Below are 14,501 nucleotides of genomic sequence, written 5' to 3'. Positions count from 1 at the left end.
TCTACACCAAGGTCACCACGTGCAACCATCACTACATCGGATGCGAGAATAATGTCGTCAATAGACTCATTGGTCGCGACGGTTTCTGCTCGTTCGACTTTAGCCACTAACATGGCTTCAAGGCCTGCATCTCTGGCTAAGCGTCGAGCGTAATGCATGTCTTCGCCGTTACGCGGGAATGAAATAGCAAGGTAGTCTACTTGAATTGCTGCGGCGGTAAGAATGTCGGCTTTATCTTTCTCTGTGAGCGCATCCGCTGACAATCCGCCGCCTTTTTTGTTGATCCCTTTATTGTTGGACAGTGGGCCACCGACAATCACACGGGTATGAACTTTATTACCCTCTACTGTAGTAACTTGCAGCTGAACGCGTCCATCATCGAGTAATAAAATGTCATTTGGTGAAACATCTTGCGGTAGTTCTTTATAATCTAACCCTACAGATTCTTGATTGCCTTCACCTTTTGGTAAATCACTATCTAATGTGAATTTATCGCCCACATTCAAAATGACTTGGCCGTCTTTAAACGTTGATACACGGATTTTAGGGCCTTGTAAGTCACCAAGAATTGCAACCTGACGCCCAAGTCTTGCTGCAATGGTACGGACTTTGTTCGCACGTTGAATGTGGTCTTCACTGGTTCCATGTGAAAAATTCATACGGACAACGTTTGCACCGGCTTTGATGATCTCCTCAAGTATATTGTCCTTATCCGTTGAAGGACCCAGCGTAGTGACAATTTTTGTTCGTCTTAATTTGGAAGTCATAGATTCTCCGATGAATGTGTGTGTAAAGGTAACTTGAACTCTATCCTTACTTTACGCAATCGCTCTCAAGGTTAGCCTCGTTGCTGAGCCCACACCTTAAAGCTACTTGAATATAAGTATATGCACAGAATGTTTACATTAAGAGTAACCCCGGTAAAACAGACAGATATTCGACAGGCAATGGCCTTATTGATAAAAATGCGCTGCTTTAAAGGCACTACTTCATAATTTAGTGAATAAAAATAAGTTATTTTTCAAACAATTTAACAGGAGTAGATTCTTCGTTATTTGATTGAATACACAAACAAACAGGTTTATACGTGATGCTTGTCACGGGGATTTATTAATTCACTTCACAATTAGTTCGCAAAGTAAAAAAATTGTCCCGTTATAGAATTTCGGAGTGCAAGATGTACATGGCTCAACCGGGCCATATTGATCATATCAAACAGGTCAATGCTGGTCGTGTATATAAACTAATTGACCTAAAAGGTCCTATTTCTCGAATTGATTTGTCCAAGCAGAGTGAGCTTGCTCCTGCTAGTATCACCAAAATCACTCGAGAATTAATTGAAGCGCACTTGATTCATGAAACGACAGTACAAGAAGCGACGAGTCGTGGTCGACCTGCTGTCGGTTTGCAGGTCAATAATGAAGGCTGGCAATTTTTGTCAATGCGTTTGGGGCGGGGTTATTTAACCATTGCTTTGCATGAGTTAGGCGGTGATGTACTGATCGATACTAAAATCGAGATACACGAGCTTGACCAAGACGATGTGCTTGAGCGCCTGCTTTACGAAATTGATGAATTTTTTCAGACTTACGCGGATCAACTGGATCGGGTTACCAGTATTGCCCTTACACTGCCTGGTCTCGTGAACTCAGAGCAAGGTGTCGTTTTGCAGATGCCTCATTACAATGTCGAAAATCTTGCTCTTGGACCAGAGATATACAAAGCAACAGGCTTGCCAGTTTTCATTGCCAATGACACGCGAGCTTGGGCATTAGCAGAAAAGCTTTTTGGTCATTCTCAAGATAATGACAACTCCGTTCTTATCTCTATCCACCACGGTTTAGGTGCGGGCATCATTCTGGATGGGCGCGTTTTGCAAGGCCGTCACGGTAACATTGGTGAACTCGGGCATATTCAAATTGACCCAAATGGAAAACGTTGTCATTGCGGCAATATTGGCTGTTTGGAAACCGTTGCCAGTTCTCAAGCAATTCGTGAAGAAGTCGTAAGACGAATCGCTGATGGCGAAGACTCTATTCTTGCTAAACAAGAAGAAATGAGTATTGAGAGCATTTGTGAAGCCGCTGCAAACGGTGATCCTTTGGCCGTCGATGTGATTGAAAAACTTGGAGGCTACTTAGGCTCTGCAATTGCTATTGTGATCAACTTATTTAACCCTGAGAAAATCTTGATCGGTGGTGTGATTAACCAAGCAAAAGATGTGCTTTATCCTGCGGTTCGTCGCTGTATCGAAGAGCAGAGTTTACCTGTTTATCACCAAGATCTTGAGCTGGTGGAGTCTCGTTTCTATAAGCAAGCCACAATGCCTGGTGCCGCGTTGATTAAGCAAGCGTTGTACGATGGTCAACTATTGATGAAGGTTGTGGAAGGTTAAGTACTTTTTAACATGATGATGTGCCTGGCTGTTGAGACTGCATTTGTAGGTGATTTAGGGTGAGACTTAACGGCTCACCCTTTTTGATCGCCTATTACTAGAAAGGGAATTTGAGTTATGTTGCATTGCTATATCTGCGCCATTCATGTAATTTCCTAAAAAGCTCAAGTAAATAAACAAAATGGCTTTCAATGTGCTGCGTGACTTTGCGTCTGATGCAAAGAGAAGTAATACGCTAAAACTGTTGTACTTTAAAGCTGTGCTCGAAAAGCCAAATATTTTAAGGTTATTTGGTTATATAACCTTGCTGTGTCTGTACTGATTTCGAGTAAAATAAGAATTATCCATAATTTAGGTAGTAGTATGTCCGGAGTGTTAAATACGGTTGACCAGCGTACAAACTTGGTTGGTGAAAATCGACTAGAGCTTCTGCTGTTCACTTTAAATAGTCGCCAGTTATTTGCGATTAATGTATTCAAAGTGAAAGAGGTCATCAAGCTTCCACCGTTAACCAAGCTCCCTGGATCGCACTACAATATTCGTGGGGTTGCTTCTCTACGAGGTGAAGCGGTACCAGTGATTGATTTACGAGGCGCAATTGGTTTTCCTGCTTTACGTGGTGAAGCGGAAGAAGAAAATTTGATCGTGACAGAGTACAACCGCACGGTGCAGGGCTTCTTAGTCGGCCCGGTTAAAAACATTATTAATACGGCATGGACTGAAATTCAGCCGCCTCCTTCCACGTCTGGTCGCTCGAATTACCTCACGGCTATCACGCAAATCAAAGAGGGGGATGCCTCTCAAATTGTCGAAATTATTGACGTTGAAAAAGTTTTAGCAGAGATCGTACATTACGACGTGACTATCTCGGAGGACATTCTCGATCAAGAATTGGCCCAAGCAATGGTCGGGCGTAATGTTCTGATTGTGGATGATTCCTCTACAGCTCGTAATCAAGTTCGCGATACGCTTTCTCAATTGGGTATGAATATCATCGAGTGCCGTGACGGGCTAGAAGCGTTAACGGTTTTAAAACGTTGGTGTGATGAAGGTAAAGATGTAGAAAAAGAGCTGTTGATGATGATTACGGATGCTGAAATGCCTGAAATGGACGGTTATAAACTGACCCATGAAGTGCGCCAAGATCCACGTATGTCTAAGTTGTTTATCACATTGAACACTTCTCTGAGCGGTAGTTTTAATGAAGCCATGGTGCAAAAAGTAGGCTGTGATCGCTTTATATCTAAATTCCAACCGGATCTGCTGGTTGAAGTTGCTCAAGACCGATTACGCCAGATGCTTTCTAAAAGTGCATGATTAGATCTAGTGAAATCAGAGGGAGCGCACCTCTCTCTGATTTTTAACATCTCTCTCCTTAATTCCTCTGTACTAATGGAAATCCCGAGATTTACTTTGTAGATTGTTCAAGTAGTGCGTGCAATCAATCAACTTACCAGCAATGACGTGCGTGACTTCTCCCTCTCTTTCAAGAATGCCTTTCACCATTAATACTTTAGCGCCTAAATACGCTTGCTTTTGGGCTCGTGCTGTCGCTTGCCAAACGACCACATTAATGTTGCCCGTGTCATCTTCTAACGTAAAAAATGTCACGCCAGCGGCGGTGCCTGGAGATTGTCTTCCTGTTACCACACCTACCACTGTGACCAGTGACTTATGCGGTTTCTCTGTCAGTTGCCTCATGCGGGTAAAGTGAGGGAGTTTGCCCGTTTCTTCTAATAATTTAATTGGATGGCGGCTAAGAGATAGTCCCGTGCTTGCGTAATCCTCAATTAAATTTTCATATTCAGAAGGTTGAGTCTGGTAGCTAACATTGGGTTCTTCGACCTTGTGAAACAATGGTAGGTCAGATAAGGAATCCATTGCTGCCCAGCGAGCGTTATAACGATTCCCCGATAAGGCCTGAAATGCATTGGCTGAAGCCAATAATTCAATGTCACTTCGGCTTCTTAATATCTGCTTTACTTCTTGAATCGATCGGTAACCATTAAGTGGTTTGCGCTCAATAAGTCTTTGTGCGCTTTCTGCGTTAAAGCCTTTCACCAAGCGAAAACCAAGTTGCACGCCGAGCCTGCCATTCGGACGTGAGACGAGATGATGTTGATATTTTGAATGATTGACGCACACCGGCAATACTTCGACGCCATGTCGGCGAGCATCTTGTACTAATTGCGATGGGCTATAAAATCCCATTGGTTGGCTGTTCAACAATGCAGTGTAAAATTCGGCTGGGTAATAATATTTTAACCATGCAGAACAATATGCCAGCACTGCGAAAGACGCTGAATGACTTTCAGGGAAGCCGTACTCACCAAAGCCGCAAATCTGATCGAAAATGCGCTCAGCAAACGCTAAGTCATAGCCTCTCTCTTGCATACCATTGATCAGTTTTGGTCTGAATTTAGCGAGATCGCCATTCTTTTTCCATGATGCCATCGCTCGACGGAGTTGATCGGCCTCGCCGCCGCTAAACCCTGCGGCTACCATGGCTAGCTTGATGACTTGCTCTTGGAAAATAGGGACGCCCATAGTCCGCTCCAGAACGCTTTTTACTTCTTCCGATGGATAACTGACAGGCTCTTTGTGATCTCGTCGTTTTAGAAAAGGATGCACCATATCACCCTGAATAGGGCCTGGACGAACAATTGCAATTTGAATCACTAAGTCGTAATAACAAGCAGGCTTTAGGCGAGGAAGCATGCTCATTTGTGCACGAGATTCAATTTGGAATACGCCTATCGTGTCAGCTTTTTGGATCATGCGGTACACGAGTGGATCATCTTGTCGGCGAGTGATCTCGGAAATCGAGAGGGATCGCTGGTGATGTTTCTCGACCAGTTGAAAGCACTTTTTGATGGCGTTTAACATGCCGAGTGCGAGTACATCGACTTTTAGTAGCTTCAAGCTTTCTAAATCGTCTTTATCCCATTGAATGATAGTGCGCTCTTCCATCGAGGCATTTTCAACAGGTACCAACTCATATAAAGGGCCAGATGAAATTACAAAGCCACCTACGTGCTGAGATAAATGGCGTGGGAAGCCAATGATCTCGTTGACCAATTGGATGAACTGCTGCCCTTTGAGAGATTCTGGTTGTAAGCCAAGTTCAATAATTTGAGCTTGCCAGCCTTGGCTGCGATCTCGGCGATTAACGTTCTTAATGAAAAAATCTAATTGGGTCTCTTCAATCCCTAGTGCTTTACCGACTTCACGCACGGCACTTTTAAAGCGATAGCTGATCACTGTTGCAGCAAGTGCTGCACGCTCACGGCCATATTTTTTGTAAATATACTGGATAACTTCTTCACGGCGCTCGTGTTCAAAGTCCACATCAATATCCGGCGGTTCCTTACGTTCTTTACTGATAAATCGTTCGAATAAGACAGCGATTTGTCGAGGATCGACGGCGGTAATTTCCAGGCAATAACACACCACAGAGTTTGCAGCGGAACCTCGCCCTTGGTAAAGAATACCTTGCTGTTTCGCAAACATTACGATGTCGTGAATAGTAAGGAAGTAGTAGTGGTATTTAAGCTCTTGAATAAGCGCCAGTTCATTCTCGATGGTTTGATTGACTTCTGCGGGCACGCCTTCAGGAAAACGCAGCTTTTTACCACGTTCGACCAACATACGTAAGTAAGAGTCGGGTGTATAACCATCTGGGATCAGCTCGGTAGGATATTCGTATTTTAAATCGGAGAGCTTAAACTCGCATAAATCGGCGATGTAAGTACTTTCTTCCAGCCATTCTGGTTTGTAAATCCGAATCAACTTTTTAAAAGGACGAAGCGCTCGCTCAGTATTCGAAATACGGTCAAAACCGAGTTTATCGACGCTACACCCATGTTTTATAGCAGTAAGTACATGCTGTAATGGCAAGCGTTCAACGTCATGCATGAGAACGCCTCCGCAGGCAGTTATAGGTAATTGAAATTCATGTGCTAACTGCTCGCAGTGCGCAATGTACTCAGTATCGTTGTTACTCAAATGGCGCTGAATCGCTACCCACAAACGATTAGCGTGGTGTTGATTGAGCCAGCGCCCCCAATAGTGATCACTCTCTTGATGTGTGGGCAGCCACAATACCAAACAATGTCGAACCGACATCAAATCCCATTCGAACAGTTGATAGTTGCCTTTTTCACTGCGTCTTCTTGCGTTTGTGATGATACGACACAACTCGGCATAAGCCTTGCGACAAGGGCAAAGCAGTACGATTTGGCATTCATCATTTAACCAAAACATACTTCCAACGATTTGTTTGATATCGAGTTTATGTTGTTCGATGGTCGCATGGGCTTTGACAACGCCCGCGACTGAACATTCATCCGTTATAGCTAGAGCTTGATAGCGATAGAAAGCAGCTTGGAGTACCAGCTCTTCTGCATGAGAAGCTCCAGTCAAAAAAGAGAAGTTAGACTGACAAAATAGTTCCGCGTAACTCATAATGACCCAACAAAAATAACTGTCGATTTAACAAAAATAGCCATGAAGAAACCAGTGCTTGTGCTGATCACGAAATATCCATAACCAGCGGCCTTGCTTGGTGTGTGCAATGTAGTAATCACGCATGATCTCATCACCATCCCACCACCCAGAAACTATTCGCTCAGGTCCGTGGACCAAAGAAACTTGCTCTTGCAATACAATGGGAGTCGGTAATTGCATTGCTGGGCGTAGTATGGATGGTATGGCGTGCCCCTTTTCATCCGTAGCATCAGCAGGGCGATACTGACTGGCCTTTTCTGGTCTAGGATCGCAAGCAATATTGGGTTTTAAAACGGCACTTTTCCCCAATTTAGCTTGCAGTAAAGAAAGCAACTCTAAAGCATTCATGTTTCCTTTCTGCCCAGCAAAGAGATCGCGTGATGCACTAAGAGGCTCACCTTGACGGATGACTTTTAACGTTAGCCCTGTGACTGGGCCATTAAGCGAGAGTGACTCTAAGCTCAAACTCGCTAACTGTTGCCAACGCTGACATAGGTAATCACCTTGCGCAGAAGTGAGTTGAAGGTGTTGCTCTTGTTTCTCACGCTGGTGGAGTGTTAAACACAGTTCAAAAGCGACCTTATCTCTTAATTTAAGAAAGATTTCGAGTTGACGAAGTAATTTGGCCAACGGCTTTTCAATCCACTGAACGTTTTCGATCTCAAACAACAGCTCTAAATAAACTTGGAAGGATTCGGTAGGGTGATAAAAGTCGACAGGGTGTTTAAACTGCCCAGTCAGTCGACCAACGTAGTTCACCAAATCGATATCAAAGCGTCGTGCGATGTCTTGCAATGGCAGTTCAAGCAGGTTTTGCAATGTGGTGACACCTACACGTTGTAACTTCTCTACGGTAGCGTTTGATAAATCTGTCAGTTTTAACGGTAGTGGTGATAAAGCTTTTTGTATGGCAGATTTGTCTTCACTGATGACGTTCGCTCCTGATATTGCCATCAATTTGGCAGCAAAAGGAGAAAAACCACATCCGAATTGAAAACTCAGTTTCAGCTCCGATAAGTGAGCTCTGACTTTATTCCAATAGTTTTCAAGCCCTTCATACAGAGCGAGCATTGGAGTAGCACGCAGTAAAATACCTTGGTTTGGCATCAACACAACGTCAGATGTGATCAAATACAACCACTGAGCTACCTCTTGTAATTTATTTAATTCGGTTTGTGGATGATAAGGATGCACTTGTAAATCTCGACACAAGGACGCAGCACTGCCTAGGCCCATACCTGGCTTAATGCCTTGTTGTTCGGCAATCTCGTTGTATTGAATAATCTGGCAACGTTGGCTTTCGACAATCACCACGGGTTGTTCTTGGTTATCACCAAAGAGTGCGTCTAGCTGTAGGCGAGGGAAGTGCAAGTAAATCCACAGAGCCATATCACTAACCTTGGTTCGCCAGTGGGAAATTGACCACAGTCGAGTGCACAGTTTCAGATGATGGTTTCACCAGTTGCGGGTAATGGTGTTGGAAGCCGATACTAACGCTACCTCTATTCCAGCCTCCTTTCCTTTTCAGCACTTCAACATTAATCCCTTGCTCGTCGCCTTTCAGTTTTAAACTGAGTGACACAGGCAAAGACAAGCGGTTGATAGTATCTGTTTTAAGCATAAAGAGCGGGCAACTCCCTTGTTCACTTGCTACCTGTAAGCGTTTCACTTGATGTATTTCAAGCTCTTCTTGCCATAACAAAACATTACTGCATACCCCACTTTTCAGACATTGCTCTGCAGCCCAAAGAGCATCTTTGGGATGAGCTGGATTAACAACCCACACTTGGTTTATATCCAACCCGATGTAGTGTAAAAACAGAGAATTCACTAGCGCAGGTGGTTGAATAAATGCGGTTATACCATTGGTCTGAGTGGCTTTTAAATAGGGAGCGAGCAAACGCAATTCACCAATACTACCAATAGATTCCATCTCCACTACGCCATGAGGTGGAAAGCCTCCGCCGAGCAAATCATCTAATTCAGAAAAACCGGAACTAGTCTGCAACTGCTGAGGATCTGCTTTCGTTAAATTTGCTTGCCAAACAAGGTGTTGGCTTTTTAAGTTCTGAATAATATCTTGCATAATAAACACCTGTATATATGTACAGTATATTTCTGTGGGAGAAAGTCGCAAGATTTTTATGAAGAGAGAAATGAAAAAAGGCAGCGTTTGCTGCCTTTTCAATCGATTATGTGAGGTAACCTGAATGAGTTATTTACGCTTCGGTTGAGCGTCGATGCACTGACCGTTCACATCGGTAACCGCAGGATCCATTAAGTGCAAATATAGCGGCATGATATCCAGTGGCGTTTTGAGAGTATTCGCATCTTCACCCGGATATGCTTTTTCACGCATGCGAGTACGAGTGGCACCAGGGTTAATTGCGTTAACGCGGATCGGTGTATCACTCAGCTCGTCAGCCAAAACTTGCATCATGCCTTCTACGGCAAATTTAGAGATAGCGTATGGCCCCCAGAATGCGCGGCCAGAGTGGCCGACGGTTGAAGAGGTAAAGATAATACGCCCAGCTTCTGATTTACGCATCACAGGCAGTAGTGCTTGAGTCATTAGCACTTCGGCTTTCACGTTGATCTGCATGATATCGTCGAAGTCTTCCTCTTTGATTTGATCAAATGGACACAGCGAACTCAAGACACCTGCGTTGTGTAATAGACCATCCAAGCGACCAAACTGTCCTTCGATTGTCTCTGCCATATCAATGTAATTCTGCTGAGTTGCGCCCTTGAGATCCAATGGAATGATAGCTGCTTGTGGATAGCCAGCAGCTTCAATCTCATCATAGATAGATTCAAGGTTTTGCACATTTCTACCCAAGAGAATAACAGTTGCACCGTGCTCGGCATAAGAAAGCGCGGCTTGACGGCCGATGCCATTACCAGCGCCAGTAACAAGAATGACTTTACCTTTTAGAGCATCAGCTGAAACGGAGTAGTTCACGGCGATAAATCCTTATTATTGTAAGAGGGTCCATGATAGTTAATTGACGCTAAAAAACGCCTGTTTCTCAATGGAAAATCTTGGTAATCGTGACAAGATGGTTACAATACACCAATTCATGTGTTATACCAATTCCAGAACTTTCGTTAGGTATGCTATCAATCAGAACAAGTGGTTACAAACCGCGCTGCCTTCTCGCTGATGTTTCTGCGTAACATACTAACGTCATCTGAAATGAGATAAAGGAGCTCTCGTTGGAATTTTTATTAGATTATGGTCTGTTTCTGGCCAAAATTATCACGGTGGTTGCTGCGATAATTGTTCTGCTCATTATTGCAAAATCGGCTGGTGGCAAATCGGGTGCGGCGAAAGGGGAGTTAGAGATTACCAACCTTTCAGAGCAACACAAACAATCTGTTGAGCAGTTAGAGCATCATTTGCATGACGATGCTTTCATCAAGGCTCGAGATAAAGCCGTCAAGAAAGAAGAAAAAGAGAAGAACAAATCTCGCGAGAAAGAAATCAAACAAGCGAGCAAAGACGGTTCATTAGATAGCAAGCGTGAACCACACCTATTTGTTCTTGATTTCAACGGTAGCATAGACGCAAAAGAAGTCGCGTCTCTACGTGAAGAAATCACCGCTATTTTGGCTGTCGCACGTGAAGGTGATGAAGTGTTACTTCGCTTAGAGTCTGGCGGTGGTATGGTTCATGGTTACGGCCTTGCCTCTTCTCAACTGGACCGAATCAAAGCTGCGGGTCTTCCTCTGACCATCTCTGTTGACAAAGTTGCGGCAAGTGGTGGTTACATGATGGCATGTGTAGCAGATAAGATTGTTTCTGCACCATTTGCAATTGTGGGGTCTATTGGCGTTATCGCACAAATTCCTAACTTCAACAAACTGTTGAAGAAACATGACATTGAGTACGAACAACTAACAGCGGGTGAATATAAGCGCACGCTAACGATGTTCGGTGAGAATACCGATAAAGCGCGCGATAAGTTTAAGCAAGAACTTGAAGAAACACATGTCTTGTTTAAAGACTTCATTCGTGAGCGTCGCCCTAGTTTGGACCTAGACAAAGTAGCCACTGGTGAGCACTGGTTCGGTACACAAGCGAAAGAGCTTGGTTTGGTGGATGACATTAGTACATCTGATGATATCGTTGTTGCAGCATGCAAAGATAAAACTGTACTTTCTGTGCATTATGTACAAAAGAAAAAACTGGCCGACAAGCTAGCAGGTGTGGCGGGTAAAGTCGCTGATAGTGTGATTTTAAAGTTAGCTGAGCGTGGTCAAAAGCCGATTGTTTAATCGAGCTTAAGTTCATGGCATTTAAAACGGCGAGGGCAGAAGCTCTCGCCGTTTTTGTTGAACTTTATGTTTATTGATGAATCCAATTACGCATTAGGTGTAATGCTTTACACGACATTTTTCCTCGCTCCAAAGACTGATTACCCGTATAATGTGCGCCTCGAAAACCGAGCAAATTGCTGAAAAGAAACTATTGGTGGAGAAGAACATGTCCTCTCAAACTCCGGTTGTAACCGTAGATGGACCTAGTGGTGCAGGTAAAGGCACTTTATGTATGTTGCTGGCGAAAAAGTTGGGTTTCCAACTCTTAGATTCTGGCGCAATTTATCGTGTACTTGCACTCGCTGCGATTCACCACGGTGTCGACACCGAGTCAGAAGATGCTCTTGTCCCACTAGCAACACACCTAGACGTTCAATTTATCGCGGAAGGTGACTTAGTTAAGGTCATTCTAGAAGGCGAAGATGTGTCAGGGGAGCTTCGTAAAGAAGAAACGGGTATGGCAGCATCTAAAGTTGCGGCTTTGCCACGTGTTCGTGAAGCATTACTACGTCGTCAGCGTGCATTTGAGACCGCTCCGGGTCTGGTTGCTGATGGTCGTGATATGGGCACAATTGTATTCCCGAGTGCGCAAGCAAAAATCTTCCTTGATGCGAGTGCTGAAGAGCGTGCAAATCGACGCCTTAAACAGTTGCAAGAGAAAGGGTTAGATGTTAGATTTGCTGACCTTTTAAGCGAGATCCAAGAGCGTGACGACCGAGATCGTAACCGCCCAGTGGCGCCATTACGCCCTGCTGAGGATGCGCTTGTGCTAGATTCTACGTCGATGACTATCGACGAAGTAGTAGAAAAGGCACTACAATATATCGAATCGAAGCTAGCTGGGTAATAATACTCGACTAGGCTAAGAGCGTTGGTCGCAAGGATGATGACTGGCGAATTTAATAACCCCATGCGGTAGGATACCCGTGGAAGTTTAATTTATTGAAGATTAATTAAATGACTGAATCTTTTGCTCAACTCTTTGAAGAGTTTCTAAACGAAACAGAATTCCAACAAGGCAGCATCGTTAAAGGTACTGTAGTAGCTATCGAGAACGGTTTCGTTCTTGTTGACGCTGGTCTTAAGTCTGAATCTGCTATCCCTGCTGAACAGTTCAAGAACGCTGCTGGCGAACTTGAAGTTGAAGTTGGCGCTGAAGTAGACGTAGCTCTAGACGCTGTTGAAGATGGTTTCGGTGAAACTCAACTTTCTCGTGAGAAAGCTAAGCGTCACGAAGCTTGGATCGTACTTGAGAAAGCTTACGAAGAAGCTGAAACTGTTGTTGGTATCATCAACGGTAAAGTTAAAGGCGGTTTCACTGTTGAACTAAACGGTATCCGTGCTTTCCTTCCTGGCTCTCTAGTAGACGTACGTCCAATCCGCGACACTGCTCACCTAGAAAACAAAGAGCTAGAGTTCAAAGTTATCAAACTTGACCAAAAACGTAACAACGTAGTTGTTTCACGTCGTGCAGTTATCGAATCAGAGAACAGCGTTGAGCGTGACGAGCTTCTAGAAACTCTACAAGAAGGTTCTGAAGTTAAAGGTATCGTTAAGAACCTTACTGACTACGGTGCGTTCGTTGACCTAGGTGGCGTTGACGGTCTTCTACATATCACTGATATGGCTTGGAAGCGCGTTAAGCACCCATCTGAAATCGTTAACGTTGGTGACGAGATCCAAGTTAAAGTTCTTAAGTTCGACCGTGAGCGTACTCGCGTATCACTAGGTCTTAAGCAACTAGGCGAAGATCCATGGGTAGCAATCGCTAAGCGTTACCCAGAAGGTCACAAACTAACTGGTCGCGTAACTAACCTAACTGACTACGGCTGCTTCGTTGAAATCGAAGAAGGCGTTGAAGGTCTAGTTCACGTTTCAGAAATGGATTGGACTAACAAGAACATCCACCCTTCTAAAGTTGTTAATGTTGGCGACGAAGTTGAGGTTATGGTTCTTGAAATCGACGAAGAACGTCGTCGTATCTCTCTAGGTCTGAAACAGTGTAAAGCTAACCCATGGCAGTCATTCGCTGAAGCACAAGCTAAAGGCGACAAAGTTACTGGTAAGATCAAGTCTATCACTGACTTCGGTATCTTCATCGGTCTAGAAGGCGGCATCGACGGTCTAGTTCACCTATCTGACATTTCTTGGAATGTTGCTGGCGAAGAAGCTGTACGTGAGTACAAGAAAGGCGACGAGATCTCTGCAGTTGTTCTAGCAGTAGACGCTGAGCGTGAGCGCATCTCTCTAGGCATCAAGCAAATGGAAAATGACCCATTCAATGCTTACGTTGCTGACAACAAGAAAGGTGTTCTAGTTAACGCTACTGTAACTGCTGTTGACGCTAAAGGCGCTACTGTTGAAATCGCAGAAGGCGTTGAAGGTTACATCCGTGCTTCTGAAGTATCACGCGATCGCGTAGAAGATGCTTCTCTAATCCTAAGCGCTGGTGATGTTGTTGAAGCGAAGTTCACAGGTGTAGACCGTAAGAACCGCGTAATCAACCTATCTATCAAAGCTAAAGACGAAGCTGACGAGCAAGAAGCAATGGCATCTATCAACAAGCAAGATGACAATGCATTCGGTAACGCAATGGCTGACGCTTTCAAAGCTGCTAAAGGCGAATAATATACTCGCTTAAGCAAAAAAGGAGCCGCAAGGCTCCTTTTTTATATTTGGTCATATTTAAGTAGTAATACTAATGACAGTAAACTATCTTAATAAAAGGCATTTCTTCATTGCGCATTTTGCATAAAATTTGTCTAGAATTGTCAGCAAGTGTTTGTTGGAATTAGTATTACTTACTATAATAAGTGATAAAGATACTCAAAGAGGGCAACTATGACTAAGTCTGAACTGATTGAAAGACTCTGCGCTGAGCAAACACACTTATCAGCGAAAGAGGTAGAGGATGCTGTAAAAGATATTTTAGAGCACATGGCCTCTACACTAGAGAGCGGTGACCGTATCGAGATCCGTGGCTTTGGTAGTTTTTCTCTTCATTACCGCGAGCCTCGCGTAGGTCGTAACCCTAAAACGGGCGATAAAGTGGAATTGGAAGGTAAATACGTTCCACATTTCAAACCTGGTAAAGAACTTCGTGAGCGTGTAAATATTGGTTAATGCACTCTTATTAGTTTGAAAAAAGCGGCATACGTTTGTGTATGCCGCTTTTTTGTAATGTATCCAAGTTAGTCATACATCCAAGATCGTTTACTAATCTAATTGTGGATTCAGCTGTTTTCTATACCCAAATAACTTTAACTTCTAAGCATGTCTA

11 protein-coding genes are annotated in these 14,501 nt (G+C 43.9%); 6 read left to right on the top strand and 5 right to left on the bottom strand.

The annotated features are described in order from the left end of the window. The coding region (locus R7Q41_RS17485) for a pyruvate kinase (RefSeq protein WP_318144604.1) at positions 1–767 on the bottom strand (767 nt) is incomplete at its 3' end. Between the two features lie 410 nt (positions 768–1,177). On the opposite strand from R7Q41_RS17485, the gene R7Q41_RS17480 reads away from it, so the two are divergent. Both R7Q41_RS17480 and R7Q41_RS17475 read left to right on the top strand, forming a co-directional pair. Further along, entirely contained in the window at positions 1,178–2,395 is a 1,218-nt protein-coding gene (locus R7Q41_RS17480; RefSeq protein WP_005372973.1) for an ROK family protein, read from the top strand. A gap of 363 nt (positions 2,396–2,758) precedes the next feature. Beyond that, a complete protein-coding gene (locus R7Q41_RS17475; RefSeq protein ID WP_005372976.1) occupies positions 2,759–3,712 on the top strand; it encodes a chemotaxis protein CheV in 954 nt (317 codons plus the stop codon). 72 nt (positions 3,713–3,784) lie between these two features. On the opposite strand, the gene R7Q41_RS17470 is transcribed toward R7Q41_RS17475, so the two are convergent. The 4 genes from R7Q41_RS17470 to R7Q41_RS17455 form a co-directional block, all read right to left on the bottom strand. Then, positions 3,785–6,859: an error-prone DNA polymerase gene (locus tag R7Q41_RS17470; protein ID WP_318108832.1), complete on the bottom strand. Its 3,075-nt coding sequence runs from the start codon at positions 6,857–6,859 to the stop codon at positions 3,785–3,787. Between the two features lie 27 nt (positions 6,860–6,886). After that, entirely contained in the window at positions 6,887–8,290 is a 1,404-nt protein-coding gene (locus tag R7Q41_RS17465) for a Y-family DNA polymerase (RefSeq protein ID WP_206970736.1), read from the bottom strand. A 4-nt stretch (positions 8,291–8,294) separates the two neighbouring features. After that, positions 8,295–8,987, bottom strand: coding sequence for a translesion DNA synthesis-associated protein ImuA (gene imuA / locus R7Q41_RS17460; RefSeq protein ID WP_054577653.1), 693 nt, complete (start codon positions 8,985–8,987; stop codon positions 8,295–8,297). 129 nt (positions 8,988–9,116) lie between these two features. Then, positions 9,117–9,863: a YciK family oxidoreductase gene (locus R7Q41_RS17455; protein ID WP_005372980.1), complete on the bottom strand. Its 747-nt coding sequence runs from the start codon at positions 9,861–9,863 to the stop codon at positions 9,117–9,119. A gap of 254 nt (positions 9,864–10,117) precedes the next feature. On the opposite strand from R7Q41_RS17455, the gene sohB reads away from it, so the two are divergent. The 4 genes from sohB (at position 10,118) to ihfB (ending at position 14,344) form a co-directional block, all read left to right on the top strand. Continuing rightward, complete coding sequence (gene sohB, locus R7Q41_RS17450; protein WP_005385819.1) at positions 10,118–11,179, top strand: protease SohB; 1,062 nt, start codon at positions 10,118–10,120, stop codon at positions 11,177–11,179. Between the two features lie 208 nt (positions 11,180–11,387). Continuing rightward, positions 11,388–12,068, top strand: coding sequence for a (d)CMP kinase (cmk, locus tag R7Q41_RS17445; protein ID WP_318108830.1), 681 nt, complete (start codon positions 11,388–11,390; stop codon positions 12,066–12,068). 110 nt (positions 12,069–12,178) lie between these two features. Next, on the top strand, positions 12,179–13,849 hold the full coding sequence (rpsA, locus tag R7Q41_RS17440; RefSeq protein WP_005385817.1) for a 30S ribosomal protein S1: 1,671 nt from the start codon (positions 12,179–12,181) through the stop codon (positions 13,847–13,849). Positions 13,850–14,062: 213 nt separating this feature from the next. Continuing rightward, a complete protein-coding gene (ihfB, locus tag R7Q41_RS17435) occupies positions 14,063–14,344 on the top strand; it encodes an integration host factor subunit beta (protein ID WP_005385816.1) in 282 nt (93 codons plus the stop codon). Positions 14,345–14,501: the final 157 nt, after the last annotated feature.

The sequence above is a fragment of the Vibrio sp. 2096 genome (assembly GCF_033339595.1).
GTDB lineage: Bacteria > Pseudomonadota > Gammaproteobacteria > Enterobacterales > Vibrionaceae > Vibrio > Vibrio alginolyticus.
This window is presented reverse-complemented; position numbering and strand designations above follow the sequence as displayed.

Bases quoted from the DNA above. Each gene is read 5' to 3' on its own strand.
- R7Q41_RS17480 (WP_005372973.1), top strand. From the start codon at position 1,178: ATGTACATGGCTCAACCGGGCCATATTGATCATATCAAACAGGTCAAT.
- R7Q41_RS17475 (WP_005372976.1), top strand. From the start codon at position 2,759: ATGTCCGGAGTGTTAAATACGGTTGACCAGCGTACAAACTTGGTTGGT.
- R7Q41_RS17470 (WP_318108832.1), bottom strand. From the start codon at position 6,859: ATGAGTTACGCGGAACTATTTTGTCAGTCTAACTTCTCTTTTTTGACT.
- R7Q41_RS17465 (WP_206970736.1), bottom strand. From the start codon at position 8,290: ATGGCTCTGTGGATTTACTTGCACTTCCCTCGCCTACAGCTAGACGCA.
- imuA (WP_054577653.1), bottom strand. From the start codon at position 8,987: ATGCAAGATATTATTCAGAACTTAAAAAGCCAACACCTTGTTTGGCAA.
- cmk (WP_318108830.1), top strand. From the start codon at position 11,388: ATGTCCTCTCAAACTCCGGTTGTAACCGTAGATGGACCTAGTGGTGCA.
- rpsA (WP_005385817.1), top strand. From the start codon at position 12,179: ATGACTGAATCTTTTGCTCAACTCTTTGAAGAGTTTCTAAACGAAACA.
- ihfB (WP_005385816.1), top strand. From the start codon at position 14,063: ATGACTAAGTCTGAACTGATTGAAAGACTCTGCGCTGAGCAAACACAC.